Below are 26,387 nucleotides of genomic sequence, written 5' to 3'. Positions count from 1 at the left end.
ATTTTAAGATTAAATGAAATATGCGGATGAGAAAATTATATTTATTAGAATTATTATCACGCAGATTTACAATTGGATATTCTGCATGATTATGCAAACCATGCAGAATATTACGTGGTTAATTCACGTCGACTTGTTTTATTTGTGGCTCTTTACGAATAGTGAGCGTAGAGCCCATTGATGCGACAATAATAGCGCCCAGAGCGAGCGTCTGGATAAGCGTCAGCGTTTCACCGAGGAAGATCATTCCGGAAACCGCTGCCAGCGCGGGTTCCATGCTCATCAATGTACCGAAAGTACGCGTAGGCAGGCGCGTCAACGCAATCATCTCCAGTGAATAGGGAAGCGCAGTAGAGAGGACTGCAATGGCCAGACCTAACGGCAGAATGGACCAGTGCCACAGGGCATCTCCGGCCTGGAGTGCGCCGATTGGTACAAATACCAGTGCTGCAATAAATGACCCTACCGCGACGGTCGCAGGACCGTGTTCCGCGCCGGCTCGCTGCCCGGTAAGAATATAGATGGCCCAGCAGGCACCAGCCCCCAGCGCCAGTGCAGCACCCGTTAAATCTACGTGAGAAACGTCCTGACCCAGAGGCAGCAGGAACCAAAGCCCGAGCACTGCCAACGCAACCCAAATGAAATCCACCGGGCGTCGGGATGAAAACAGCGCTACCGCGAGCGGGCCGGTAAATTCCAGCGCCACGGCGATTCCCAGTGGGACGGTTTGGATTGACAGGTAGAAAAGGTAGTTCATCCCGCCCAGAGACAGGCCATAAAACAGTAGCGGCAGGCGTTGTTCTTTGGCGAATCGTAAACGCCAGGGCTTAAAGAAAGTGATAAGAATGAGCGTACCCAGCGCAAGGCGCAGCGCGGTAACGCCTGGCGCACCGACGAGTGGGAACAACGATTTTGCCAGTGATGCTCCGCTTTGAATGGAGGACATAGCAATAAGCAAAACCAAAATAGGCAACCAGACTGGCGCTTTACGTGACAACCCCGGCATCCTTTCTCCTGTCAAATGATGATTACACATCTCCATCTGTGCCACGCTTCAGCATTGTTACGACGCAGATGATTTTATGTATAGAAAAGTAAAACAGCGAGTGTAATGGAATTACGCTCAACTGGTTGAGTATTCGTTGAAAAAAAAATTGCTCAGTTCCGTACAATGGCATGAAAACGATGGATTAATAATCTGTGTGATTAGGAATGTTCTGGATGAATGTGCCATATTGTGCGCGCAATAATGGTATTTTCAATTGAAAAAGTGATGTTAATTGAAAGAGATAGTGGGTTTTTGAAATGTTCTGTTACATGAAAGACCCCGTTAGACATCGCGAATCGCAAAGAGTTTCCCATCAATTTTTGGTATATTTAAAACTTAAGATTTACTTGAAGCACATTTGAGGTGGTTATGAAAAAAATTGCATGTCTTTCAGCACTGGCCGCTGTTCTGGCTTTCTCCGCAGGTACTGCTGTAGCTGCTACTTCTACCGTTACCGGTGGTTACGCTCAGAGCGATGCTCAGGGCGCAGCGAACAAAATGAACGGTTTCAACCTGAAGTATCGCTACGAGCAGGACAACAACCCGCTGGGTGTTATCGGTTCCTTCACTTACACTGAAAAAGATCGTACCGATGCTTCTGGCGACTACAACAAAACCCAATACTACGGCATCACTGCTGGTCCGGCTTACCGTCTGAACGACTGGGCAAGCATCTACGGCGTTGTGGGTGTTGGTTACGGTAAATTCCAGAACGTAGAATCTTCGACTTACAACCACAGCACCAGCGACTACGGTTTCTCTTATGGTGCGGGCCTGCAGTTCAACCCGATCGAAAACGTTGCTCTGGACTTCTCCTACGAGCAGAGCCGTATTCGTAGCGTTGACGTTGGCACCTGGATTGCTGGCGTGGGTTACCGCTTCTAATCACTTCGGTGATATGAAAAATCCGCCTCTTGGGGCGGATTTTTTTTGTCTGTAATCCTAGAAGGAAGTTCGTTGTAGGCCGGATAAGACACAGTGCGTCTTATCCGGCCTACAAGCGTATTATTTGGTTGAGAAAATATCGGTACCCAGATGGTTGTAGTCCACCTTCTGCAGTTTGAAGTTGGTGATGTACACCGGCCCGGCTTTTTTCTCTGAGATAAAGCGGTAGCTGTTGGTGATTTCCTTTGCGCTGATCCCTGTCCACTGCGAGAAAAAACTGAGGAAATCATTGGCGGAGCGACGGGCTTTAATCACCCGATGCGCTTTATCATCGCTCGAAAGCACCATGAAAGGCACCTGGAAATTCTGCTGGAACTGATCGTCATGCGCCAGGTACTGCACCTCTTTTCCCCGCTCTTTAAACGCGAGGCCATGATCGGAGAAATAGACCATCGAGAAGCTATTACCGCTGTTACGTAACTGCTCGTAAAGCTGGCGAAGCAGGTCATCCGTCTGCGTCATGGTGTACAGATAACAAGATGTCTCTTTTGACTGGACGAAAGTCTCGTATTTACCCTGTGTTCGGTCACAGGCCTGCGGATGCGAGCCCATTAAATGCAGCACGATGAGCTGTGGTTGAGTGCGCTCGGTTGCCAGCACCTGGGCAGTCATCTTCAACAGCGCTTCGTCACGGGTGTTTTTATCCGCTTCAAAGTCACCGCTTTTGAGGAACTGAACTTCATCAGCTCGCTTCGCAATGCTGGCGATGGCCGTATCGTATTCACCAATCTGTCCCTGATTGGAAAACCACCATGTCTGGAAGCCCGCACGGTTAGCCAGGGTGACAAAGTTATCCTGGAACTGGGGTTTATTATCCACTACCCGATTAAGCGTTAAGCCGAGCGATTTTTGCGTTGAACCGCTGGCAGCAATGTAATCCGCGAAGATATAGCCGTTAACGGAGCTGGCAAACGGGGTGTTATCCCAGTGACCGCCAAACGCGCCTAACGCATCGCGGCGGGCGCTTTCACCGATCACCACGACGTAGGTGTGATACTTCGGTTTAACGGCGGTTACCGTCCAGCTGTCTTTTACGCTCGACAGTTTCGCCATACGCTCTTGTTCGTCGAGCACTTCGTTGTTATTGACGATAACGTCCTTGGCGAAACGGAAAACCGGATAGCCAGTATCTTTCAGCTTGAACACGCCGCCCCAGGCCAGGTTTTGTACCGGGGTAACAAAGAATGCGACAACGCTAAACAGCAAACAAATGCTGTCGAACTTATTCCAGCTGCGCTGCTGCACATCTTTTTTACGGCGTACGGCGATAACGCCAAGGGCAAAAATAAACACTCCAACCAGATAACTGTACCAGGGGAAGATGGTCAGGATCTCGGTTGACTCTTCCATATTGGTTGAGTGCAGCGCCAGTAAGGTATTGAAGTTCGGTGAGCCGTAAGCCTGGCCGAACGGAAAATACATTGCCGCAACGAGTGAGCAAATGCCAATCAGTGCTTTCTGCGCGCGCGGCGCGCTACGCCACAGCAGCATCAATATACAGGTGAAAGCAACGCTATAGAGCAGGCTAAGTGGATAGCCCAGTGCAAGGTTGATCAGCAGAGACTGTAAGAAATAGAGGCCAGTCCACGGACTAATTGCCCGGCTACGAGCAATGATTGAATCTTTGAGGGTTAAATTCATATGCCACTGTTACAAAAACGCCATGTGCTTACCCTGGCGCTAAGGGTCATTGCCTGCCTGAGAGAGCGAGAAGAGGGATAGGGTCCGCATCCGCGAGCCGCAATATACGCAGGGCTGCGAAAAGATAGAGTGTGCGCAAGAGAAGGTCAACTACTACAAAGAAATTGTTTTGCGAGGGACGTGGCAAAACTGACAAAAAGAAGGGTTATTGAGACGAAAACCACCACCGTACCCGGATGACGGTAGGAAAATGAAGCGGCGTACCGCGACGCCGCATTATTTTTCTGAAGGTTTATCCTGCTCTGGTTTGCTGTTAATCATGTCACACAGCATAGAGATCAGCATCAACCGTACTTTAAAGGGAGAGTGGCTAAACACGCGTATACACCTCTTAAATTCATTCATGTAAACCTCCTGACTTCACGATCCCATCAGTCCTTGAGGGATGTCTTTATTATATACAGATATAGCACAGGCTATATTATATAGCTATTGCTAAAACGTTAATTTTTTGTGCCCACGCAACTCTGGTTTACAATGAGTGCTCTCTAATCAGATGCCGTTAACGCGTCACAGTAACGAGGAAGCAGAATGAGTCGTGGCGCAGGTATGCCAACAACAAAAAAAGTGACGCAATTGGTGAATGTCGAAGAACACGTTGAAGGATTTCGTCAGGTCCGGGAGGCGCATCGCCGCGAACTGATTGATGACTACGTAGAGCTGATTTCCGATCTCATTATTGAGGTGGGTGAAGCGCGCCAGGTGGATATGGCAGCGCGACTTGGGGTTTCTCAGCCGACGGTTGCTAAAATGCTTAAGCGCCTTGCTTCAGTCGGATTGATTGAAATGATTCCGTGGCGTGGGGTGTTTTTAACCGCAGAAGGTGAACGACTAGCCCAGGAGAGCCGGGAACGTCATCAGATTGTGGAAAATTTCCTGTTGATGTTAGGCATCAGCCCGGAAATTGCCCGTCGCGACGCGGAGGGGATGGAGCATCACGTCAGTAAGGAAACGCTGGAGGCTTTTAGCCGGTTTACGCAACAGCAAGGAACTGGCTCTGAATGAGTTTTCCTTTATTACGTGCCTTACAGCGCGATCGTTTTTTCCAGCTGTTAATCATCGTTGGGGTTGTACTGAGTCTGTTCACGCCATTTACGCCCCGGTCCTGGCCAGGGGCGATTGACTGGCACACGATTATCACGCTTAGCGGCCTGATGTTACTGACCAAAGGCGTAGAGCTAAGCGGTTATTTCGATGTGCTAGGGCGCAAGATGACCCGCCGTTTCAAAACAGAGCGCCAGCTGGCGATATTTATGGTGCTGGCGGCGGCGTTGTTGTCGACGTTTCTGACCAACGACGTTGCATTGTTTATTGTTGTTCCGCTAACCATCACGCTGAAAAAATTATGTGCCATTCCGGTGAATCGCCTGATTATCTTTGAGGCGCTGGCGGTAAATGCCGGATCGTTGCTCACGCCAATAGGCAATCCACAAAACATTCTGATGTGGGGACGCTCAGGCTTATCGTTTACCGCGTTTACCTGGCAAATGGCGCCGCTTGCGGGGGCCATGATGCTGACGCTGGTGGTGCTGTGCTGGTTCAGTTTCCCGCCTAAAGCGTTGCACTATCATACCGGTACGCGCGCACCTGACTGGCAACCACGCCTGGTATGGAGCTGTCTGGCGCTGTATATCGTCTTCCTTGCGGCGCTGGAGTTAAAGCAAGAGCTGTGGGGTCTGGCGATTGTGGCGGCAGGGTTCATGGTGCTGGCGCGTCGCGTGATCCTCAGCGTGGACTGGACGTTGCTGTTAGTGTTTATGGCGATGTTCATTGATGTGCATTTGCTGACGCAGCTCCCGGCCTTGCAGGGGATTACCCACCAGATTGGCACGCTCTCAGCACCGGGACTTTGGTTAACGGCTATTGGCTTGTCGCAGTTTATCAGTAATGTGCCCAGTACGATTTTGCTGCTGAACTATGTCCCGCCGACGCTGCTGCTGGCCTGGGCGGTTAATGTGGGTGGCTTTGGGCTGTTGCCGGGATCGCTGGCGAATCTCATTGCGTTACGGATGGCAAACGACCGACGGATCTGGTGGCGTTTTCATTGGTATTCGGTACCGATGCTGATATGGGCGGCGCTGGTGGGGTATGGTTTGCTGCTGTTGATGTAATTGATGTGGTGTGCCGGATGGCGGCTGGCGCCTAATCGGGCCTACTGCGTTGGTAGGCCCGATAAGCGTAGCGCCATCGGGCATATATAGCAGATTAGTTCAGACGAACCGGCATACCTGAACGGTTCTGTACCGCCTGCTCAACGACGGCCTGATCGACGTCAGACTGGCCGGTGATGCTGGTAATGCTCTTGGTCAGGGTAATCGGTACGATTTCTCCGCCTTCGAACTGTGCTTCAGTCGTAGACAGTGGGTTATGTACTTCGATGTAACGGCTGCCGTCTGGTTCGGTAGTGGCTTTTACCGGCTCATCGATAAACTGTACGCGGGTGCCGACTGGCACATTTTCAAACAGGAATTTGATGTCGTCGTTACGCAGACGCACGCAACCGTGGCTGACGCGTAAGCCGACGCCGAAGTTAGCATTGGTGCCGTGGATGGCATACAGGCGACCGATATACAGCGCGTACAGACCCATCGGGTTATCCGGACCCGCCGGAACAACGGCTGGCAGCGGCTCGCCTGCAGCGCGGTATTCCGCATGCATTTTCGCCGTTGGCGTCCAGGTTGGGCCCGCTTTCTTACGTTCAACTTTGGTGGTCCAGTTGATTGGCGTGTCTTTGCCCAACTGGCCGATACCGATCGGCAGAACAATTACGGTGTTGGTGCCTTTCGGGTAGTAATACAGACGCATTTCAGCGCTGTTGATAACAATACCTTCATGCACAGTATCCGGCAGGATCAACTGCTGAGGAATGTTCAGCACGGTGCCGCCTTTCGGCAGGAAGGTATCCACGCCCGGGTTGGCTTCCAGCATGTTAGACAGACCCATCTGGTACTCTGCCGCATAGTATTCCAGCGGCTGGGTGTTGCCTTCAGGAATGGTGATAACCTGGTTTTGGCCAATTAAACGACTGCCATCGGTAGGCAGCGGGTACGTGACGGCTGAAGCAGTGTTACAAAAACCAACTACCGCGAGCGCCGCCGCGAAAAGCGTTGTCAATTTCATATTCATTTTTGCGAGATTCTGAAGCCAAGCAGGCTAGTGGGTTGAGATTTATGTAGTGTTGGGCACGCATTATATGTGCATTCTGAGCAACAAGGAATTCGGATGTGTACTAAATCACATTTTTTTCCTTTTGCTTTCACTTTATCTGTGCAGCATGAACGGCGCGATCTTATTGCAGACTTATGGCATAATAAGCGGTTTGTCACATATTTCTTTCTCTTTCAGGATACGCCTGTGTTAGTTTCCAGCAACGTCACTATGCAGTTCGGCAGTAAGCCGCTGTTTGAAAATATTTCCGTCAAGTTTGGCGGCGGCAATCGTTACGGCCTGATTGGCGCGAACGGTAGCGGTAAATCCACCTTTATGAAAATTCTCGGCGGCGACCTCGAACCGACGCTGGGTAACGTTTCACTCGATCCGAACGAGCGCATCGGTAAGCTGCGTCAGGATCAGTTCGCCTTTGAAGAGTTCACCGTGCTTGACACCGTTATTATGGGTCATGCTGAACTGTGGGAAGTGAAGCAGGAACGCGACCGTATCTACGGCCTGGCCGAGATGAGCGAAGAAGACGGCTATAAAGTGGCTGACCTCGAAGTTCAGTATGGCGAAATGGACGGCTACTCTGCGGAAGCGCGTGCGGGTGAACTGCTGCTGGGTGTAGGCATTCCGGTAGAACAGCATTACGGCCCGATGAGCGAAGTCGCGCCCGGCTGGAAGCTGCGTGTGCTTCTGGCGCAGGCGCTGTTCTCTAACCCGGACATTCTGCTGCTCGACGAACCAACGAACAACCTGGATATCGACACTATCCGCTGGCTGGAGCAGACGCTGAACGAGCGTGACAGCACCATGATTATCATTTCGCACGACCGTCACTTCCTGAACATGGTCTGTACGCACATGGCGGATCTGGACTACGGCGAACTGCGTGTTTATCCGGGTAACTACGACGAATACATGACGGCGGCAACCCAGGCGCGTGAACGTCTGCTGGCCGATAACGCCAAGAAGAAAGCACAGATTGCCGATCTGCAATCCTTCGTCAGCCGCTTTAGCGCCAACGCGTCTAAATCTCGACAGGCGACTTCTCGTGCGCGTCAGATTGATAAGATTAAGCTCGACGAAGTGAAAGCGTCCAGCCGTCAGAACCCGTTTATCCGCTTCGAACAGGATAAGAAACTGTTCCGTAACGCGCTGGAAGTGGAAGCGCTGGCGAAAGGTTTTGATGAAGGCCCGCTGTTTAAAAACTTCAACCTGCTGCTGGAAGTAGGGGAGAAGGTTGCCATCATTGGTGCCAACGGCGTGGGTAAATCCACTATGCTGAAAACGTTGGTTGGCGACTTGCAGCCGGACAACGGTACCGTTAAGTGGTCTGAGAACGCCCAGGTCGGTTACTACGCACAGGATCATGAATACGAGTTCGAAAACGATCTGACTGTTTTCGAATGGATGAGCCAGTGGAAACAAGAAGGCGATGATGAGCAGGTAGTACGTAGCTTCCTTGGCCGTCTGCTGTTCAGCCAGGACGATATCAAGAAACCTGCGAAAGTGCTCTCCGGTGGTGAAAAAGGACGCATGCTGTTCGGTAAACTGATGATGCAGAAACCGAATATCCTGGTTATGGATGAACCGACCAACCACCTGGATATGGAATCTATCGAGTCGCTGAACATGGCGCTGGAAATGTACCAGGGCACGCTGATCTTCGTTTCTCACGACCGTGAGTTCGTCAGTTCGCTGGCAACCCGCGTGATTGAAATTACGCCAGAACGTGTAATTGACTTCACCGGTAACTACGAAGATTACCTGCGTAGCAAAGGCGTCGAATAATTATCCCGTCGTTCTCGTGTTACAGGTGTGATGGTTGCACCTGTAACACGGGATACTTAGGGATAAGGGTATATAAAATTAAACAATCCCCAGCGCGCGTTTACCGTGGATATTCAAATCCTCCAGCGTGAAGCGTCCTTCCCAGTTAGTTTCATAATCCTCCCGTGGAAAATCACCCGGCGACGCACCCTTTTCCAGCGCGACCTTCACTTTGTGGGCGTAGGCCAGATTCTTTTCGCACATCGGTGCGGCAGGAATGTACATCACGTTACCCCAACCCTGCTGATTTTCCACCGGTGCGACGGAGTGAATCACATCACAATGCCACCAGACGGAGTCTCCGGCGTCCAGTTGTGGAATGCTGGTTAACGCTTCAATCAGCAGCGGATGCCATTGCGTGGAAATCGGCAGCACCCGGCCGGGCGCGACGCCGCAAAGTTCATCTTCTGGCACATCGTCAAGCAATGGGCGTAACAGTACATACGCCATCGCTTCAGGGATCGGGACCACATGCAACAATCCCTGACCTGGCAGCATATCGGACAGTGCAGTCCAGCCCTGGAAGGTACGGAATACCGAACATTTGGTGGTGTTATCCACCGTGTACTCTTCTACCTCGGTGCGATGCGCCGCCTGCCACGGATCGTAATCTTCCAGATTGCCATTGAATACATGAGCAAAGACCTGCTGATATGCCGGAAGAAGCCAGCGTTCCAGCGCGCCGGAATCCGTATGCGCGCCCAGCCCTTTGGACGTGGTTCCCGGCGGTCGACGGCGAATGCGGTCAGGGTAAATAACGCTGACATCCGGGTTAAACCATTGTTTACCTTCGCTTGTAAAGGTCCACAAACGATTGAGAAACGACTGTGCATTGGCCATTTCTTCACTCTGGCGGGCCTGCATCTGCGCCTGGGACCAGTAGATGGGGTAGATTTCAGGTCGTGATGCGCTCAGGGTACCGAAGAAATTATCGCCTGGTCCTTTATAGACGTCGTCAAAGTGGTTGCGGTCCAGATAGTCCAGCATTGAGCTGTCCCAGCCGAGAGCCTGTTCGCGAGGGAAATGACCTTTAATAACCGCGCATCCGCGACGCTTAATTTCTTCACGCTGCTCTGCATTTACGTGGCCAGCTTTGATATCTGCATAAGATATCACTGGCCACACCGGGGCTCCCTGTGCTTTGAGGGCGTTGATTTCTGCCACGCGGGCGGCGATAGCGTCGCTCAACTGATTGAAGATCAACTGAACATCCCCAAGCTGTGCCCGCAGTTGCCGTTTCATCTGCCGGATTGCCGCTTTGTGATCGGCGGGCAGCGTGTCGCTGGTAAAAGTAAAAGCCATATCCACCTCGCATTAACTTTCATTCGAAACAAAAATAACTTACAGATGATAATATAAGTTAAAATTTAGTTAACGCAAGTTTAAAATTTGATGGAGTGAGCAAAATGGAAAAAGAGTGAAAACCGGGATGAGGGATACCCCGGTTGGCAGGATTAGACGTTAAAAGGGGAGGTGTTATCCAGCACTGCCTGAATTACGTTCAGCGCGCCCTGATGGTTGTTGTCGTCGGTCTGATAGCGAGCAATCGCTTTAATACTCTCTGCCGCGTTGGCCATGGCGAAAGAGTAGTGCGCCATTTTCAGCATTTCCGCGTCGTTGCCGCTATCGCCAATGGCGACTACGTTTTGCGGTGACAGGTTCCAGCGTTTAAGCAGGCGGCTGATCCCGTTGGCTTTATGTAAGCCCGGAATGATCAGATCGATAAACCCGAAGCCGCTGGTGACGGGCTTCATGATGCCGTCCAGCGCAGCATGCAGGTGATCGATAACCAATGGGATTTGTTGGTCCGGTAAATTTAGTGAGAACTTGAACAGCACATCGTCGATATCCTGATAATCTTTTACAGGTTTCAGGCGATGGTAGTGTTTTGACATCAATGCGACAAAGGACTCCGGCGCATTTTCGCTAACGTAAGCGCTTTGCAGCCCACAAGCCACAAAGTTGAGCTGCTTATCTTTTAGCAGTTCACCAATGACAATACGGGACTCGTGGCGGGTTAGCTCGCCGTGAAATAGCTGTTTGCCATGTTCAAAAACTAACGCCCCGTTCTCGGCAACAAAGGAAATTTCCTCTTTGAGCTCCGGGAAAAAGGAGATCAGCTGGTAATACTGGTTGCCGCTGGCCACGACAAATTCAATATTTCGTTTTTTTAGTTCCTGATACTGCGCCATAAAACGTGCACGATCGTATTTCTTGGCGTCGTCAAGAAAAGTTCCGTCCATATCGGTGACGATAACTTTGATGGTCATAAAGATAGGCTCCTGGCGATTACTGCAACCAGAAACATTCTAATAACAATGTGACCTGTAGCACAAATTTAATTTCGAATGAAAGTAAAAAGCCGGGTGGTAGCTTCGCCTTACCCGGCTACGGGGAGAATCGTTGTAGGCCGGATAAGCGTCAGCGCATCCGGCAATGGGGAGGGTAGCGTGCCGGATGGTGGTGCGGAATCTCATCCGGCCGACAATATTGTTTACAGCATATGTTCAGTACGCGCGATGATGTCGTCTTGCGCATCCGGAGAAAGCGCAGTGAAGAAGGCGGAATAACCTGCTACACGGACCACCAGGTCACGATATTGATCCGGGTGTTTTTTGGCTTCCAGCAGCGTTTCACGGGAGACAATGTTGTACTGAATATGCCAGCCTTTGTGCTCTTCGAAGAAGGTGCGCAGCAGGATCATCAGCTTTTGCTTATCGGATTCATTTTCCAGCGTGGCCGGGTTGAGCTTCTGATTTAACAGCACGCCGCCGAGAATCGAACCGGTCGGCAGTTTACCCACCGAACCAATTACCGCCGTTGGGCCGAGATGGTCCGTACCGGAAGCCGGACTGGCGCCTTCTGCCAGTGGAGTGTGTGCTTTACGGCCATCCGGCGTTGCCATCGTTGCTGCGCCAAAAGGCACGTTTGCAGAAATAGACGAGGTCCCGGCGTAGTAATTGCCGCCAACCGGGCCACGTCCGTAACGCGGATTATGATACTGTTTCAGTTCATCGATATAGGTCTGATAAGCGCGGGCCAGCAGCGTATCAACGCTATCGTCATCGTTACCGTATTTCGGCGCGCCGTTGATCAGTCGTTGGCGTAACTGCTCATGGGTCAGACCGTCAAAATCATCGGCCAGCGCGGCGGCCAGCTGTTGTTGACCGATAGCGCCCTGTTCAAAGACCAGTTTCTTCACTGCAGCCAGGCTGTTACCGAGGTTGGCAATACCCACCTGCAAACCCGATACCCAGTCATACTTCGCGCCGCCTTGCTTAATGCTTTTCGCCCGCTCAATGCAGTCGTCTACCAGCGCGGAGCACAGAATATCGTGCACGTTCTCTTCCAGCATGGTATCGACGACATACTCAATTTCGATGGATTTACGCGTGTAGTAGCGGATCTGTGTATCCCAGGCGTCCATCACTTCGTCGAAATTGTTGAAGTTACCGGCTGAGAGCGCTTTTTCCTGTGGCAGAAAGACTTTGCCACTGGTGGCATCGCGCCCACCTTCCAGTGCCGCCAGCATCACGCGGGCAAAGTTAATAAAGCTCATGCCGGTGCAACGATAGCCCCATTTCCCGCCAACAGCAGTTTCGATACATCCAATAGCCGCATAGTCATAGGCGTCCTGCGGTTCAATGCCCAGCTTAATGAATTCCGGTATGACGATTTCATCGTTGTTAAAGGCGGGCATCCCGAAGCCGCAGCGGATCACCTGCACGCAGGCATCGAGGAAGTCATTACTCATCCCCGCGTGATAACGCACGCTCAGGTTTGGCTGCGTAGAACGCAGGCGGCCGCAGGACTCCAGAATGGCGTAGGAGAGCGGGTTGACGGCATCCATCGGCTGACCGTTGACCAGGTTTTGACCACCAATGGTCACGTTCTGATACAGCGGACTGCCCGCTGAGGCTTTCGAATGGGAGCCGGAACGGATTTTGTTCACTTCCAGCAGTTTCAACCAGCAGCTGTGCAACAGTTCAATAGCGTGCTCACGATCAAGGCTCTGGTTCAGTTCGACGTCGCGACGATAGAATGGGTAGAGGTATTGATCCATACGACCAAACGACACCGAGTGACCGTTAGATTCAATTTGCAGGATCAACTGGATGAAATAGCACAGCTGCAGCGCCTGCCAGAATGTTTTCGGCGGCTCATGGGCGATAACATCACAGTTTTCCGCCATGGTCAGCAGTTCATCTCGACGACTGGCGCGAGTTTCTGTGGATGCCATTTTACGTGCCAGCGCGGCAAAGCGCTCAATGTGCAGGCTGACGGCCTCCAGCACGATATCTATCGCTTTCAGGAACTGATCGCCATGGAGGTCTTCCAGACATGTCAGATTGATGCGGGAGCGACGTTCATCGACTTTGTGACGCAGGCCGTCGAGACCTTTTTCCAGCAGCAGCGGGAAGTTTACCGCCAGGTGCGCGTCGCCGGAGGTCATGTTACCTTCGGCTTTGATAATGCCGGTTTCCAGCAGCCCTTTCTGCTCATCAGTGAACATCCCGTAGCAGCGATCCTGCACGGTTTGACCACGCCACCATGGGCACACCTCATGCAATACACGTTTGTTCTCTTCGCTTACCGCAAAGCCTGCGCCCGGTCTGTCGGCGAGGTCGTCGATCTCTTTTTCAATCCAGGAGACGGTGTATTCCGGGAAAATAGGCGCGGCACGCACTTCGCTTGCCTGGTTACCAATGATCAGTTCGTCATGTTTGATCCAGATGGTGCGTTCCGCCAGATGATGGGCTAGTGCCAGTGCGCGACGTACCGGGATAGGCTTATCCAGGTGTTGCTGATACATCTCGGTATAGTGCTGGGCGCGCTCGGTACAAACCGGTGGTTTCACGATGTGGATCAGGGCCGTTTTATGCGCTTTGATACGGTCGCTGAGTGTGTCCAGTTTCAGAGTGGTCATGGCGATTATCCTCGTAGGGTCGCGGTTAAACCTTTAAGGCTGGCGTACTGCTGGGCAAATTCGAGCAGTGCTGGCGCATCAAGCGGTTTATCCGGTGCGTTGTAGGGTTGACTGAGTAAGTGGTATTTGTTGATGCCCAGGGTGTGGTAGGGCAAGAAATGGATCTCACCGACGTGAAGCTCATCGGCGGCAAAATCGGTAATGGCCTGAATAGCAGCTTCGTCTGCGTTGAATCCCTGAATCAGCGGTACGCGGATAATCATTTTTTTACCGGCGGCAGCCAATTTTTTTAGATTTTCCAGTACGCGAGAGGCACGCCCATCGGTCCATTGTTTAAACGGCGCATCCGCCACGTGTTTTAGATCGGCCAGAAATAGATCGACGTCAGGTAATGATGGTTCAATATACTTCCACGGGACATGCAGACAGGTTTCCACTGCGGTATGAATGCCGGCGTCGTGGCTGGCCTTGAGTAACGCTGCCGCCAGCTCTGGCTGCATAAACGGTTCGCCGCCGGACAGGGTGAGGCCCCCTCCGCTGCGATCGTAAAACGGTTTATCACGCAATACGGTCGCCATGATGTCGTCCACGCTTTTTACCTCTCCACAGACGGTTAACGCCTGAGTCGGACAGCAGTCGGTCAGCGCTGCGAGGACGTCATCGGTCAGTTTTTCGCGATGAATAAGCAATCCGCCCAGCGCCCGTTCAATCACCGCGGGTGCAGCCTGAGCACAGAGATCGCAACCGTCAAGGCACAAACGCGCGTCATAAAGCAGGTCCTGCGTGCGGGCGCGGCTTTCCGGATTCTGGCACCACCGACAGCCCAGGGAGCATCCCTTAAGGAACACCACAGTACGGATCCCGGGGCCATCATGCGTGGAGTAGCGCTGGATATTGAAAATCATAAGCGACCTCTTTTCTTTCGTATAAAGATTAAATTACTTTCGAATGAAAGTTATATTGACATGCGTCAACTAACCGTGAGGTTTCGCTGTGCTACCTTTTATTCATGCTAATTATTCGTTTGAGGAAAGCTTATGGAACTCTATTTAGATACGTCTGATGTTGATGCGGTAAAAGCTCTGGCGCGCATTTTCCCGCTGGCAGGGGTGACCACTAACCCGAGCATTGTGGCGGCAGGGAACCAGACGCTGGAAGTACTACTGCCGCAACTGCAGGAGGCGACGGGAGGGCAAGGGCGTCTGTTTGCTCAGGTGATGGCGACCACCGCCGAAGGGATGGTCAGCGATGCGCGTAAGCTGCGGGCAATCATTTCTAATATTGTGGTCAAAGTGCCGGTGACAGCAGAAGGTCTGGCGGCTATAAAATTGCTGAAAGAAGAAGGGATCCCGACGTTGGGTACTGCGGTATACGGTGCAGCTCAAGGGTTATTGGCTGCTCTGGCGGGTGCGGAATACGTTGCGCCATACGTTAACCGCGTGGATGCGCAAGGAGGGGATGGCATCCAGACGGTGACCGACCTGCAGACGTTACTGAAAATGCATGCCCCGCACGCCAAAGTACTGGCAGCCAGTTTTAAAACACCGCGTCAGGCGCTGGATTGTCTGCTGGCGGGCTGCGAGTCCATCACGCTACCGCTGGATGTTGCTCAGCAGATGATTAGCTCTCCGGCAGTTGATGCTGCCGTCGCGAAGTTTGAGCACGACTGGCAGAGTGCATTTGGACGCACGTCGATCTGATGCTGTTGCCGGATGGCGCTAACGCTTACCCGGCCTACGTTGGAGCCGTTGTAGGTCGGGTAAGGCGAAGCCGCCACCCGACTTTTTTACTGCCCGCAAACCTCACACCCCGGGTTGCGCATTAGCTTCATTTCGCGAAACTGGCAGGTCATGGCGTCGTACATGACGATTTTTCCAGACGCCGGTTTACCATAGTTTGCCAGCAACTTAATGGCCTCCATCGCCTGTAACGAGCCAATCACGCCGATCAGCGGGGCCATCACTCCTGCCTCGACGCAGGTCAGGGCGTTTTCACCGAACAGACGACTCAGGCAACGGTAGCATGGCTCTCCTTCCTGATACGTAAAGACGGTAATTTGTCCTTCCATGCGAATTGCCGCCCCAGAAACCAACGGAACCCTGGCGGCGAAGCATCCGGCATTCAGTTGATTGCGGATGCTGATGTTATCCGTACAGTCCAGCACCAAATCGTGCTCGGCGATCAGCGCGTGAATCTGGTTTTCTTCCAGCAGCGCATTCACTGGCGTAATGGCGATGTAAGGGTTAATCCGCGCCAGTGCGTCGCGGGCGGAGAGCACTTTGGGCTGTCCAACGGTCGCATCGCTATGCAGCGTCTGGCGTTGGAGGTTCGACACGGAGACTGTGTCAAAGTCGAGCAGGGTTAAATGCCCGACGCCAGCGCCCGCAAGGTACTGGGTTGCTGCGCATCCCAGTCCCCCCAGACCAACGACCAGTACCCGCGCATCTTTGAGCGCTTCCTGACCTTCGAAATCGAAGCCGCGCAGAATGATTTGCCGGTTATAGCGCATCATCTCCTGGTCGCTGAGTTCTGCCATTACAGGCCTCCAAACAGTGCGTTAAACGGCTCGACCTCAACCCATTCTCCGGCCTCAACGTTACCGCGATCGCGCTCCAGCACGATAAAGCAGTTGCCCTGGCTAAAGGAGCTAAAAATATGCGAGCCCTGGTGTCCGGTGGTGGTGACTTCCAGTTCGCCTTCCGCAGTACGCTGCAATACACCACGTTGAAAATCCAGACGCCCTGGCGTTTTCTTCAGGCGTGAGGCGGTGCGCACGCGCTGGCGCGGAGGTAACCCACAGGCGGTGTTTCCGCTGAGTTTCGCCAGCAGCGGTTGCACCAGCTGATAAAAGGTGAGGGCTGCAGACACCGGGTTACCCGGCAGGCCGCAAAACCAGCTGTTGCTCAGTTTACCAAACGCGAACGGTTTACCCGGTTTGATGGCAAGCTTCCAGAAGGCAATTTCTCCCAGCTCTTCCAGAATGGTTTTGGTGTAATCCGCTTCGCCTACCGAAACGCCGCCAGAGCTGATGACGACGTCGGCCTGGCTGTCGGCTTCGATAAATGCGGCTCGCAGAGCGTTGGGATCGTCGCGAATAATTCCTAAGTTGATCACTTCGCAGCCCAACTGCTGCAGCATCAGGTGAACGGTCAGACGGTTTGTGTCATAAATCTGCCCGTCGCCCAGCGGTTGACCCGGCAGTTGCAGCTCATCACCGGTGGAGAACAACGCCACGCGAACTTTGCGAACGACCGGTACTTCGGCAATGCCGAGTGAGGCCAGAACCGGAAGCTCGGCGGTTGTCAGACGAGTTCCGGTGGGGAATACCACCGCGCCGTTTGCGATATCTTCACCGCGCAGACGAATATTTTGTCCGCTGCGGACCTCGGCGGTAAAACGCACACCGTCGTCAGTTTGTTCCGTTTGCTCCTGCATCACCACCGCTTCACAACCGGCAGGCACCGGGGCACCGGTCATAATGCGGATGCAGGTTCCCGCAGGCCACTCGCCGTGGAATGGTTGACCAGCAAAGGCTTTGCCAGCCACCGCAAGAGGCTGGTCTGATTGTAAATCGGCTAATCGCACCGCATAGCCATCCATTGCCGAGTTATCGAATCCCGGCACATCAATCGGGGAGATGACGTCGGTGGCCAGAATGCGGCCAAAGCATTGAACCAGCGGCAGCGTTTCGACGGCGGTGAGTGGGGTAATACGCGAAAGCATCTGAGAGAGAGCCGTTTCAAGCGGCATCAGTCCGGCGGTAAATTCCATGAGAAGACTCCTGCGGGGCAAAATCGAATCTGCTCATTATGTCAGAAAATGGACGCGGACAGTATGCTACCTCAGGCTTAGGATCCGATCTGAGACAGGTTTTCTGCCAGAGAATAGCGCTACAGGAAAAATGCAGTATAGACTCATTATTTCTGCTTTTTTCCAGGAGGCTAAATGGCTGCGATTATCCCAAATTCAATTCGACAACAGGTGAATGCCGCCAGTGCACTGATTGCGCGGATTATCGAGGGCGACCTGGTTGCTGTTCATTTGTATGGCTCTGCTGTTGAAGGTGGCTTAAAGCCCCAAAGCGATATCGATTTACTGGTTACCATTAGGCAGCCACTGAATACCCGGCAAAGAAAAGATCTGATGCAGGGTTTTCTGGAAATATCAGCACCGCCTGGCAGCGTTGATAACTATCGGGCGCTGGAAGTGACCATCGTGGTCTATTCACAACTTGTGCCGTGGCGATTCCCTCCGGCGAGAGAGATGCAGTTTGGCGAATGGTTGCGTGATGATATCTGCGCTGGCGTGTATGAACCGGCGCAGGTGGATCCTGATCTTTCCATCCTGCTGACCCAGGCCCGGCGCGCCAGCGTAGCGTTGTTCGGTGAACCCGCTGAGACGTTATTCAACGTCATCCCTTTTAGCGATGTCGTGCAAACATTTCGGCATATCCTTGATATGTGGCAGAAACCGGGCGATTTAGAGGGTGACGAGCGAAATATCATCCTTACTCTGGCGCGTATTTGGTACAGCGTAGTTACGGGCAATATTGTCGCTAAAGATGAAGCCGCCTCCTGGCTTATACCGCAATTACCCGATGAGTATGCGGATACGCTGCAAGCCGCACGTGCGGAATACCTGGGGTTAACCAAAAAGAACTGGACTGCGTCTATGCCGTCTGTTGAACGCTTTGTGTTTTATGCAAAAAAACAGATTGCCGATCGGCTTGAATAATATATTCAACGATGTTGGAAGATACACTTTCTGTTTAACTCATTTAAATAACCTGATGGGATGGGGCGTGAGGTACGGGCCTTTACCTTTACATGACGTCTGCATCTTTCTATATTCAAAAATCGAATCAATAAGTCACAGAAATTCTGATATTTATAACCCCGGTACCTGCCACCTAATGGACGAAAAAAATGGGTAAAGCAGTCATTGCAATTCACGGCGGCGCAGGGGCTATCACCCGTTCGCAGCTGAGTCAGGAGCAAGAGTTGCGTTATATTCAGGCGCTGTCGGATATCGTTGAAACCGGCCAGCGGATGCTAGAGGACGGTCGTAGCGCACTGGATGTGGTGACCGAAGCCGTGCGCTTACTGGAAGAGTGTCCGTTGTTTAATGCCGGAATTGGCGCGGTATATACCCGTGATGAAACCCATGAACTGGATGCCTGCGTGATGGACGGTAACACGCTTAATGCGGGAGCCGTCGCCGGAGTCAGCCATTTACGCAATCCGATTCTCGCGGCGCGCCTGGTAATGGAACATAGCCCACACGTCATGATGATAGGTGAAGGGGCTGAGAACTTTGCCATTGCGCAGGGTATGGAACGCGTATCAGCGGATATTTTCTCTACGCCAGAACGCTATGCTCAACTGCTGGCGGCGCGAACAGCGGGTGAAACGGTGCTGGACCATAGCGCGAGCCCGCTGGATGAAAACAACAAAATGGGTACCGTGGGGGCGGTCGCGTTAGATATGTTTGGCAATCTGGCGGCCGCAACATCGACCGGTGGAATGACCAACAAATTACCGGGGCGGGTGGGCGACAGTCCGTTGGTCGGCGCAGGCTGTTATGCCAATAATGCAAGTGTGGCAGTCTCCTGCACCGGAACCGGGGAAGTCTTTATTCGTGCGCTGGCGGCCTATGACATTGCGGCGTTGATGGACTATGGCGGTCTGAGTTTATCCGAAGCGTGTGAACGCGTAGTGATGGAAAAATTACCGGCGCTTGGCGGCAGTGGCGGTTTAATTGCTATCGATCATGAGGGCAACGTCGCCTTGCCGTTTAACAGCGAAGGCATGTACCGCGCCTGGGGATACGCAGGCGATACGCCAACCACCGGTATTTATCGGGAAAAAGGAGAGAGCGTTGCCACACAGTGATGAGCTTGATGCCAGCGACGTGCTGGCAGTCAGCAATCTGAATATTGCCTTTGAACAGGAACAGCAGCGTGTCAGCGCAGTGCGCAATCTGTCATTTCGCCTGAAGCGTGGCGAAACGCTGGCGATTGTTGGTGAGTCCGGTTCAGGAAAGTCGGTAACGGCCTTGTCGCTGATGCGTCTGATTGAACAGGCAGGCGGCGAGGTAAGCTGCGATGAAATGCTGCTGCGACGCCGCAACCGGCAGGTTATTGAGCTGGGTGAACAGAGCGCATCACAAATGCGTCACGTGCGCGGTGCGGATATCGCGATGATCTTCCAGGAGCCTATGACATCGCTCAATCCGGTGTTTACCGTGGGCGAGCAGATTGCAGAGTCTATACGCTTGCACCAGGGCGCCAGCCATGAAGAGGCGATGGTAGAAGCGAAGCGAATGCTCGATCAGGTGCGTATCCCCGAGGCGAAGGCGATTTTATCGCGATATCCACACCAGCTTTCCGGCGGTATGCGCCAGCGGGTGATGATCGCCATGGCACTGTCGTGTCGCCCTGCGGTTTTAATCGCCGATGAGCCGACGACCGCGCTGGATGTCACTATTCAGGCGCAGATCCTGCAACTGATAAAAGTGTTGCAGCAGGATATGTCGATGGGAGTGATCTTCATTACCCACGATATGGGTGTTGTGGCGGATATTGCCGACCGCGTGCTGGTGATGTATCAGGGCGAGGCGGTAGAAACCGGCAGTGTTGAACAGATTTTTCACGCACCCCAGCATCCTTATACCAAAGCGCTATTGGCAGCCGTGCCGCAGCTTGGGGCGATGAACGGGCATGAGCTTCCGCGCCGTTTCCCGCTTATTTCATTGCAGGATCCCAGTCATGTAGAACCGCAGACCGAGCAGGACACTGTGGTTGAAGGCGAGCCTATTCTGCGGGTACGAAATTTAGTGACGCGTTTTCCTCTGCGCAGCGGCATTCTAAATCGCGTGACTCGCGAGGTGCATGCAGTGGAAAACGTCAGCTTTGACCTGTGGCCGGGAGAAACGCTCTCGCTGGTGGGGGAGTCGGGCTGCGGGAAATCCACCACCGGGCGGGCGCTGCTTCGCCTGGTAGAGTCTCAGCGTGGGGAAATCATTTTCAACGGACAACGTATTGATACCCTTGCTGCCAGCAAGTTACAGCCGCTGCGTCGGGATATTCAGTTTATCTTCCAGGATCCGTATGCCTCGCTCGATCCGCGCCAGACTGTGGGATATTCCATTCTGGAGCCGCTACGAGTACATGGGTTATTGCAGGGCGATGCGGGGTCAAAACGGGTTGCATGGTTGTTGGAACGTGTAGGCTTGCTACCTGAGCATGCCTGGCGCTATCCGCATGAGTTTTCCGGCGGTCAGCGTCAGCGTATCTGTATTGCACGGGCATTGGCGCTCAATCCCAAAGTGATTATTGCCGATGAATCTGTCTCGGCGCTGGATGTTTCAATTCGTGGGCAAATCATCAACCTGATGCTCGACCTGCAGCGAGAATTGGGTATCGCATATCTGTTTATTTCCCACGATATGGCGGTAGTGGAACGGATCAGTCACCGTGTGGCGGTGATGTATCTGGGGCAGATCGTTGAGATAGGCACCCGGCGGGCGGTGTTTGAAAATCCGCAACATCCGTACACTCGCAAGCTGATGGCGGCAGTTCCGGTCGCCGATCCATCCCATCACCGTCCCCAGCGCGTGCTGTTGTCGGACGATATCCCCAGCAATATTCGCAAACGTGGCGAAGAGATTTCCCCCGTTTCGCTCCAGTTAGTTGGTCCGGGGCATTATGTTGCGCGTGGGCAACCAGAAAATGCGCTTTCGCGTTTATAACAGGCAGGCAGGGTTTAAGGAGAAAAACATGACAAAAATTGTTGCTCGAAAATGGCTGGTTGCTGTGGGAGTGGTCTCTGCACTGGCCGCATCGCCTGGCTGGGCCGCCAAAGATGTGGTGGTGGCGGTGGGATCCAATTTCACGACGCTCGACCCCTATGACGCGAATGACACGTTGTCTCAGGCGGTAGCGAAGTCGTTTTATCAGGGGTTGTTTGGCCTTGATAAAAAGATGAAACTGAAAAATGTGCTCGCGGAGAGTTATACGGTTTCTGATGATGGGCTGACCTATACCCTTAAGCTGCGTCAGGGGGTGAAGTTTCAGGATGGCACCGACTTCAACGCCGATGCGGTTAAAGCTAACCTCGATCGGGCCAGTAACCCGGAAAACCATCTGAAACGTTACAACCTGTATAAGAATATCGATAAAACCGAAGTCGTCGATCCGTCGACGGTGAAGATTACGCTGAAACAGCCGTTCTCTGCCTTTATCAATATTCTGGCGCACCCGGCAACGGTGATGATTTCTCCCGCCGCGCTGGAGAAATACGGTAAGGAGATTGGTTTTCATCCTGTTGGAACCGGGCCGTACCAGCTTGATACCTGGAATCAGACGGATTTTGTGAAGGTTAAGAAGTTCGCGGGCTACTGGCAGCAAGGGCTGCCAAAGCTGGATACGATTACCTGGCGTCCGGTGACCGACAACAACACGCGTGCAGCCATGCTACAAACTGGGGAAGCGCAGTTTGCCTTCCCAATCCCTTACGAGCAGGCGGCGTTACTGGCGAAGAACAAAAACCTGGAACTGGTGGCCAGTCCGTCTATTATGCAGCGTTATATCAGCATGAACGTCACGCAAAAACCGTTCGACAACCCAAAAGTGCGTGAAGCGCTGAACTATGCCATCAACCGCCAGGCGCTGGTGAAAGTGGCTTTTGCTGGTTACGCGACGCCGGCAACCGGCGTTCTCCCCCCGTCGATAGCCTATGCGCAAAGCTATACGCCGTGGCCCTACGACCCGGCGAAAGCACGCGAACTGCTGAAAGAAGCAGGTTATCCGAACGGTTTTACCACTACGCTATGGTCTTCGCATAACCACAGTACCGCGCAGAAAGTGCTGCAATTTACCCAGCAGCAGCTGGCGCAGGTGGGCATTAAGGCTCAGGTTACAGCGATGGATGCTGGTCAGCGCGCCGCGGAAGTGGAAGGGAAAGCGCAGAAAGAGAGCGGGGTACGGATGTTCTACACCGGCTGGTCGGCGTCTACGGGTGAAGCTGACTGGGCGCTGTCACCGCTATTTGCATCACAAAACTGGCCGCCAACTCTGTTTAACACGGCGTTCTACAGCAATAAGCAGGTGGACAGTGATTTATCGGCAGCGTTGCAAACTAACGATCCGGCGCAGAAAGCGAAGCTGTACAAAGACGCGCAGGATATTATCTGGAAAGAGTCGCCGTGGATCCCGCTGGTAGTGGAAAAACTGATTTCGGCGCACAGCACCAGGTTGACCGGATTCTGGATCATGCCGGATACCGGATTTAGCTTTGATGATGCGGATTTAAAATAAGCTATTCATTCGGCCCCGCAGCCCAGGGGCCGGCGAAGGGAGCGTGATGCTTAACTATGTTTTCAAGCGCCTGCTGGGGTTGATTCCAACCCTGTTGATTGTTGCGGTGCTGGTATTTTTATTTGTTCACCTGCTACCCGGCGATCCGGCCCGGCTGATTGCCGGACCGGAAGCTGACGCCGAGGTGATTGAACTGGTGCGCAAGCAGCTGGGTCTGGACCAGCCGTTGCATGTTCAGTTCTGGCATTACATGACCAACGTATTGCAAGGCGATTTTGGCACGTCGATGGTTTCTCGTCGCCCGGTTTCTGAAGAGATAGCCAGTCGTTTTATGCCATCACTATGGCTGACTATTGCCAGTATGGCGTGGGCGGTATTGTTTGGTATGACGGCGGGGATCATTGCTGCCGTATGGCGAAATCGTTGGCCGGACAGATTAAGCATGACGCTGGCGGTCACCGGGATCTCGTTCCCGGCGTTTGCGCTCGGCATGCTGCTGATGCAGATATTCTCCGTTGAGCTCGGTTGGTTACCCACCGTTGGCGCTGACACCTGGATGCACTATATCCTCCCGTCTATTACGCTGGGCGCGGCGGTGGCTGCGGTGTTAGCACGATTTACTCGCGCCTCGTTCGTGGATGTGCTCAGCGAAGACTATATGCGCACCGCGCGGGCTAAAGGGGTGAGTGAAACCTGGGTGGTGTTAAAACATGGTCTGCGTAATGCGATGATCCCGGTGGTCACCATGATGGGGCTACAGTTTGGCTTTTTGCTCGGCGGCTCTATTGTGGTTGAGAAGGTGTTCAACTGGCCTGGGCTTGGGCGACTGTTGGTGGACTCCGTCGAAATGCGCGACTACCCGGTGATTCAGGCCGAGGTACTGTTGTTTTCTCTGGAATTTATTCTTATTAACTTAGTGGTGGATGTGCTCTACGCTGCCATTAATCCGGCTATCAGGTACAAGTAAGGATGCGATTTTTTAACTGGCGCCGACAGGCGATTTTAAATGCGATGCCCCTTGTTAAGCCAGAGCAGATACGCACACCGTGGCATGAGTTCTGGCGTCGGTTCCGTCGACAGCACATGGCGATGGTCGCTGGGCTGTTTGTATTGCTCCTGATCATGGTGGCGATTTTTGCCCGCTGGCTGACGCCATTTGATGCCGAGAATTACTTCGATTATGACCGTTTGAATGATGGGCCGTCGATGCTGCATTGGTTTGGCGTTGACTCACTGGGACGGGATATTTTTAGCCGCGTGCTGGTTGGCGCGCAAATCTCGCTGGCGGCAGGAGTCTTTGCCGTGTTTATTGGCGCGGCGATTGGTACGGTACTGGGGCTGCTGGCGGGATACTACGAAGGCTGGTGGGATCGACTGATCATGCGAATCTGCGATGTGCTGTTCGCCTTTCCGGGGATATTGCTGGCGATAGCCGTGGTCGCCGTGCTGGGCAGCGGAATTGCTAATGTGATCATTGCCGTGGCCATTTTCTCCATTCCAGCCTTCGCGCGCCTGGTGCGCGGGAATACGCTGGTGCTGAAGCAACAGACGTTTATTGAGTCTGCGCGCAGTATTGGTGCCAGCGATGCGACCATCATCTTCAACCATATTCTGCCTGGAACGGTCTCATCGATCGTGGTCTTCTTTACCATGCGAATTGGTACGTCGATTATCTCTGCCGCGAGCTTGTCATTCCTGGGATTAGGCGCACAGCCGCCGACGCCGGAGTGGGGGGCAATGCTTAATGAAGCGCGCGCTGATATGGTGATCGCGCCGCACGTGGCGATTTTCCCGGCGGTAGCGATATTCCTGACGGTGCTGGCGTTTAACTTACTGGGAGATGGTCTGCGCGACGCGCTGGACCCGAAAATTAAAGGGTAAACCGTAGGCCTGATAAGACGCTTCAGCGTCGCCATCAGGCATTGCCGGATGCGGCATAAATGCCTTATCCGGCCTACGTTGGGTTGCGTTTAATTAAACGCGGGTGCCCCACAGATCGTATTCATCTGCGTTTTCGACCTTCACGCGGATGATATCACCAGGTTTCACCTTGGTTTCACCATTCAGGTATACCGCGCCGTCGATTTCTGGAGCATCAGCCATGCTACGACCAATTGCGCCTTCTTCGTCAACTTCATCAACGATAACCAGAATCTCGCGGCCCACTTTCTCCTGCAAACGTTCAGCAGAGATCTGCTGCTGCAATTGCATAAAGCGGTTCCAGCGTTCTTCTTTCACCTCTTCCGGGATTTGATCCGGCAGGTCATTAGCGCCAGCGCCTTCTACCGGGCTGTATTTAAAGCAGCCCACGCGATCCAGACGCGCTTCCTTCAGGAAGTCGAGCAACATCTGGAAGTCTTCTTCCGTTTCACCCGGGAAACCAACAATGAAGGTGGAGCGCAGCGTCAGTTCAGGGCAGATTTCACGCCACTGCTTGATGCGCGCCAGCTGTCTGTCCACGGAGCCCGGGCGTTTCATCAGTTTAAGAATACGCGGGCTGGCATGCTGTAACGGGATGTCCAGATACGGCAGGATTTTGCCTTCCGCCATCAGCGGGATCACATCATCAACGTGCGGGTAAGGGTAGACGTAATGGAGGCGCGTCCAGATCCCCAGTTTTGATAACTGTTCGCACAGATCAACCATGCTGGTTTTGACCGGCTCGCCGTTATGGAAACCGGTACGATGCTTCACATCTACACCGTAAGCAGAGGTATCCTGAGAGATTACCAGAATCTCTTTCACGCCCGCATCGACCAGACGCTTGGCTTCGCTGAGGACGTCGCCAATCGGACGGCTCACCAGATCGCCGCGCATGGATGGAATAATGCAGAACGTGCAGCGGTGGTTACAGCCCTCGGAAATCTTCAGATAGGCGTAATGGCGAGGAGTCAGCTTAACGCCCTGCTCAGGAACCAGGCTCTGGAACGGGTTGTGTTTTGGTTTTGGCACATAGTGGTGAACGTGCTCCAGAACCTGTTCATAGCTATGCGGCCCGGTGATTTCCAGTACCTTCGGGTGGACTTCACGGATCTGATCGACTTTCGCGCCCAGACAGCCGGTGACAATCACCTTACCGTTCTCATTCAGCGCTTCGCCAATTGCTTCCAGGGACTCCTGAACCGCACTGTCGATAAAGCCGCAGGTATTAACGATAACCATATCCGCGTCGTCGTAGCTTGGCACAACATCATAGCCTTCGGTACGAAGTTCGGTCAGGATGCGCTCAGAATCGACGAGGTTTTTCGGACAACCTAGTGATATAAAACCAATTTTTGCCATTTTCTTATACTGTACATTGCTCGTAATCGGGGGATTATACAGATGCCTTCACGGTACATCTATATCTGATCAGCATAAGACGGAGAGAATAAAGAGCGATACCTATAAAGAGTAGATCGGTCAGTGAAAGGTGTTTAGTGAGTCTAATTCCGGCTTTAAGTGCCGCTTCTTGGCTATAGACA

The 26,387-nt window shown here is 53.0% G+C and carries 22 protein-coding genes; 11 read left to right on the top strand and 11 right to left on the bottom strand.

Features of this window, described 5'->3' with window-relative positions; genetic code table 11:
* Window positions 1-118: 118 nt before the first annotated feature.
* On the bottom strand, window positions 119-1,006 hold the full coding sequence (gene rhtA, locus OGY18_RS15475) for a threonine/homoserine exporter RhtA (protein WP_126318727.1): 888 nt from the start codon (window positions 1,004-1,006) through the stop codon (window positions 119-121).
* A 411-nt stretch (window positions 1,007-1,417) separates the two neighbouring features.
* Between rhtA and ompX the strand changes: the two genes are divergently transcribed.
* Entirely contained in the window at window positions 1,418-1,933 is a 516-nt protein-coding gene (gene ompX, locus OGY18_RS15470) for an outer membrane protein OmpX (RefSeq protein ID WP_003831579.1), read from the top strand.
* Between the two features lie 120 nt (window positions 1,934-2,053).
* Here ompX and OGY18_RS15465 read toward each other — a convergent pair whose 3' ends face one another.
* Both OGY18_RS15465 and mntS read right to left on the bottom strand, forming a co-directional pair.
* Window positions 2,054-3,634, bottom strand: a complete 1,581-nt coding sequence (locus OGY18_RS15465; RefSeq protein WP_126318725.1) for a phosphoethanolamine transferase — start codon at window positions 3,632-3,634, stop codon at window positions 2,054-2,056.
* 276 nt (window positions 3,635-3,910) lie between these two features.
* Window positions 3,911-4,039: a manganase accumulation protein MntS gene (gene mntS, locus OGY18_RS15460; RefSeq protein WP_003831584.1), complete on the bottom strand. Its 129-nt coding sequence runs from the start codon at window positions 4,037-4,039 to the stop codon at window positions 3,911-3,913.
* A 186-nt stretch (window positions 4,040-4,225) separates the two neighbouring features.
* On the opposite strand from mntS, the gene mntR reads away from it, so the two are divergent.
* Together mntR and OGY18_RS15450 are read left to right on the top strand one after the other, a co-directional pair.
* Window positions 4,226-4,699, top strand: a complete 474-nt coding sequence (mntR, locus tag OGY18_RS15455) for a manganese-binding transcriptional regulator MntR (protein ID WP_286553546.1) — start codon at window positions 4,226-4,228, stop codon at window positions 4,697-4,699.
* Window positions 4,696-5,805, top strand: coding sequence for an anion transporter (locus OGY18_RS15450; protein WP_003831588.1), 1,110 nt, complete (start codon window positions 4,696-4,698; stop codon window positions 5,803-5,805). Before mntR ends, OGY18_RS15450 begins: the two co-directional genes overlap by 4 nt.
* Before the next feature lie 94 nt (window positions 5,806-5,899).
* On the opposite strand, the gene ldtB is transcribed toward OGY18_RS15450, so the two are convergent.
* Entirely contained in the window at window positions 5,900-6,820 is a 921-nt protein-coding gene (gene ldtB, locus OGY18_RS15445) for a L,D-transpeptidase (protein WP_063940654.1), read from the bottom strand.
* Window positions 6,821-7,048: 228 nt separating this feature from the next.
* Between ldtB and OGY18_RS15440 the strand changes: the two genes are divergently transcribed.
* Window positions 7,049-8,641, top strand: coding sequence for an ABC-F family ATPase (locus OGY18_RS15440; RefSeq protein WP_032934551.1), 1,593 nt, complete (start codon window positions 7,049-7,051; stop codon window positions 8,639-8,641).
* Between the two features lie 78 nt (window positions 8,642-8,719).
* Here the strand turns inward: OGY18_RS15440 and OGY18_RS15435 are convergent, their stop codons facing one another.
* The 4 genes from OGY18_RS15435 to OGY18_RS15420 all read right to left on the bottom strand — a co-directional run bounded on the left by OGY18_RS15435 (window position 8,720) and on the right by OGY18_RS15420 (window position 14,512).
* A complete protein-coding gene (locus OGY18_RS15435; RefSeq protein ID WP_286553543.1) occupies window positions 8,720-9,982 on the bottom strand; it encodes a DUF1479 domain-containing protein in 1,263 nt (420 codons plus the stop codon).
* A gap of 152 nt (window positions 9,983-10,134) precedes the next feature.
* Window positions 10,135-10,950 (bottom strand): Cof-type HAD-IIB family hydrolase, encoded by an 816-nt coding sequence (locus OGY18_RS15430; protein WP_126318719.1) that lies wholly within the window; start codon window positions 10,948-10,950, stop codon window positions 10,135-10,137.
* 224 nt (window positions 10,951-11,174) lie between these two features.
* The gene (locus tag OGY18_RS15425) at window positions 11,175-13,607 is read right to left on the bottom strand and encodes a glycyl radical protein (protein ID WP_003831600.1); all 2,433 of its coding nucleotides are present in this window, start codon (window positions 13,605-13,607) and stop codon (window positions 11,175-11,177) included.
* Window positions 13,608-13,612: 5 nt separating this feature from the next.
* Window positions 13,613-14,512, bottom strand: a complete 900-nt coding sequence (locus tag OGY18_RS15420; RefSeq protein ID WP_200920626.1) for a glycyl-radical enzyme activating protein — start codon at window positions 14,510-14,512, stop codon at window positions 13,613-13,615.
* 132 nt (window positions 14,513-14,644) lie between these two features.
* On the opposite strand from OGY18_RS15420, the gene fsa reads away from it, so the two are divergent.
* Window positions 14,645-15,307, top strand: coding sequence for a fructose-6-phosphate aldolase (gene fsa, locus OGY18_RS15415; protein ID WP_063940650.1), 663 nt, complete (start codon window positions 14,645-14,647; stop codon window positions 15,305-15,307).
* 86 nt (window positions 15,308-15,393) lie between these two features.
* Here fsa and moeB read toward each other — a convergent pair whose 3' ends face one another.
* Both moeB and moeA read right to left on the bottom strand, forming a co-directional pair.
* On the bottom strand, window positions 15,394-16,143 hold the full coding sequence (gene moeB, locus OGY18_RS15410; RefSeq protein WP_126318713.1) for a molybdopterin-synthase adenylyltransferase MoeB: 750 nt from the start codon (window positions 16,141-16,143) through the stop codon (window positions 15,394-15,396).
* Window positions 16,143-17,378, bottom strand: a complete 1,236-nt coding sequence (moeA, locus tag OGY18_RS15405) for a molybdopterin molybdotransferase MoeA (protein WP_008784221.1) — start codon at window positions 17,376-17,378, stop codon at window positions 16,143-16,145. Before moeA ends, moeB begins: the two co-directional genes overlap by 1 nt.
* A 174-nt stretch (window positions 17,379-17,552) precedes the next feature.
* Here moeA and OGY18_RS15400 point away from each other — a divergent pair, with 174 nt between their 5' ends.
* The 6 genes from OGY18_RS15400 (at window position 17,553) to gsiD (ending at window position 24,804) form a co-directional block, all read left to right on the top strand.
* Entirely contained in the window at window positions 17,553-18,341 is a 789-nt protein-coding gene (locus tag OGY18_RS15400) for an aminoglycoside nucleotidyltransferase ANT9 (protein ID WP_003831605.1), read from the top strand.
* A 191-nt stretch (window positions 18,342-18,532) separates the two neighbouring features.
* A complete protein-coding gene (gene iaaA / locus OGY18_RS15395; protein ID WP_286553541.1) occupies window positions 18,533-19,498 on the top strand; it encodes a beta-aspartyl-peptidase in 966 nt (321 codons plus the stop codon).
* A complete protein-coding gene (gene gsiA / locus OGY18_RS15390; RefSeq protein ID WP_123268273.1) occupies window positions 19,485-21,356 on the top strand; it encodes a glutathione ABC transporter ATP-binding protein GsiA in 1,872 nt (623 codons plus the stop codon). Before iaaA ends, gsiA begins: the two co-directional genes overlap by 14 nt.
* A gap of 28 nt (window positions 21,357-21,384) precedes the next feature.
* On the top strand, window positions 21,385-22,923 hold the full coding sequence (gene gsiB / locus OGY18_RS15385) for a glutathione ABC transporter substrate-binding protein GsiB (protein WP_286553536.1): 1,539 nt from the start codon (window positions 21,385-21,387) through the stop codon (window positions 22,921-22,923).
* 46 nt (window positions 22,924-22,969) lie between these two features.
* Window positions 22,970-23,890, top strand: a complete 921-nt coding sequence (gene gsiC / locus OGY18_RS15380; RefSeq protein WP_048235754.1) for a glutathione ABC transporter permease GsiC — start codon at window positions 22,970-22,972, stop codon at window positions 23,888-23,890.
* Between the two features lie 2 nt (window positions 23,891-23,892).
* Window positions 23,893-24,804, top strand: coding sequence for a glutathione ABC transporter permease GsiD (gsiD, locus tag OGY18_RS15375; RefSeq protein WP_003831612.1), 912 nt, complete (start codon window positions 23,893-23,895; stop codon window positions 24,802-24,804).
* Between the two features lie 93 nt (window positions 24,805-24,897).
* On the opposite strand, the gene rimO is transcribed toward gsiD, so the two are convergent.
* Window positions 24,898-26,205 carry a 30S ribosomal protein S12 methylthiotransferase RimO gene (gene rimO, locus OGY18_RS15370; RefSeq protein WP_003831616.1) on the bottom strand — a complete coding sequence of 436 codons (1,308 nt, stop codon included), beginning with the start codon at window positions 26,203-26,205 and terminating at the stop codon, window positions 24,898-24,900.
* Between the last annotated feature and the right edge of the window lie 182 nt (window positions 26,206-26,387).

The sequence above is a fragment of the Citrobacter sp. Cpo142 genome, from assembly GCF_030332425.1.
Taxonomy (GTDB): domain Bacteria; phylum Pseudomonadota; class Gammaproteobacteria; order Enterobacterales; family Enterobacteriaceae; genus Citrobacter; species Citrobacter portucalensis.
Note: the sequence above shows the minus strand (reverse complement) of the source record. Positions and strands in the feature narration are given on the sequence as shown.

Excerpts from the sequence above, each read along its gene's own strand:
- rhtA (WP_126318727.1), bottom strand. The coding sequence starts at position 1,006 with ATGCCGGGGTTGTCACGTAAAGCGCCAGTCTGGTTGCCTATTTTGGTT.
- ompX (WP_003831579.1), top strand. The coding sequence starts at position 1,418 with ATGAAAAAAATTGCATGTCTTTCAGCACTGGCCGCTGTTCTGGCTTTC.
- OGY18_RS15465 (WP_126318725.1), bottom strand. The coding sequence starts at position 3,634 with ATGAATTTAACCCTCAAAGATTCAATCATTGCTCGTAGCCGGGCAATT.
- mntS (WP_003831584.1), bottom strand. The coding sequence starts at position 4,039 with ATGAATGAATTTAAGAGGTGTATACGCGTGTTTAGCCACTCTCCCTTT.
- mntR (WP_286553546.1), top strand. The coding sequence starts at position 4,226 with ATGAGTCGTGGCGCAGGTATGCCAACAACAAAAAAAGTGACGCAATTG.
- OGY18_RS15450 (WP_003831588.1), top strand. The coding sequence starts at position 4,696 with ATGAGTTTTCCTTTATTACGTGCCTTACAGCGCGATCGTTTTTTCCAG.
- ldtB (WP_063940654.1), bottom strand. The coding sequence starts at position 6,820 with ATGAATATGAAATTGACAACGCTTTTCGCGGCGGCGCTCGCGGTAGTT.
- OGY18_RS15435 (WP_286553543.1), bottom strand. The coding sequence starts at position 9,982 with ATGGCTTTTACTTTTACCAGCGACACGCTGCCCGCCGATCACAAAGCG.
- OGY18_RS15430 (WP_126318719.1), bottom strand. The coding sequence starts at position 10,950 with ATGACCATCAAAGTTATCGTCACCGATATGGACGGAACTTTTCTTGAC.
- OGY18_RS15425 (WP_003831600.1), bottom strand. The coding sequence starts at position 13,607 with ATGACCACTCTGAAACTGGACACACTCAGCGACCGTATCAAAGCGCAT.
- OGY18_RS15420 (WP_200920626.1), bottom strand. The coding sequence starts at position 14,512 with ATGATTTTCAATATCCAGCGCTACTCCACGCATGATGGCCCCGGGATC.
- fsa (WP_063940650.1), top strand. The coding sequence starts at position 14,645 with ATGGAACTCTATTTAGATACGTCTGATGTTGATGCGGTAAAAGCTCTG.
- moeB (WP_126318713.1), bottom strand. The coding sequence starts at position 16,143 with ATGGCAGAACTCAGCGACCAGGAGATGATGCGCTATAACCGGCAAATC.
- moeA (WP_008784221.1), bottom strand. The coding sequence starts at position 17,378 with ATGGAATTTACCGCCGGACTGATGCCGCTTGAAACGGCTCTCTCTCAG.
- OGY18_RS15400 (WP_003831605.1), top strand. The coding sequence starts at position 17,553 with ATGGCTGCGATTATCCCAAATTCAATTCGACAACAGGTGAATGCCGCC.
- iaaA (WP_286553541.1), top strand. The coding sequence starts at position 18,533 with ATGGGTAAAGCAGTCATTGCAATTCACGGCGGCGCAGGGGCTATCACC.
- gsiB (WP_286553536.1), top strand. The coding sequence starts at position 21,385 with ATGACAAAAATTGTTGCTCGAAAATGGCTGGTTGCTGTGGGAGTGGTC.
- gsiC (WP_048235754.1), top strand. The coding sequence starts at position 22,970 with ATGCTTAACTATGTTTTCAAGCGCCTGCTGGGGTTGATTCCAACCCTG.
- gsiD (WP_003831612.1), top strand. The coding sequence starts at position 23,893 with ATGCGATTTTTTAACTGGCGCCGACAGGCGATTTTAAATGCGATGCCC.
- rimO (WP_003831616.1), bottom strand. The coding sequence starts at position 26,205 with ATGGCAAAAATTGGTTTTATATCACTAGGTTGTCCGAAAAACCTCGTC.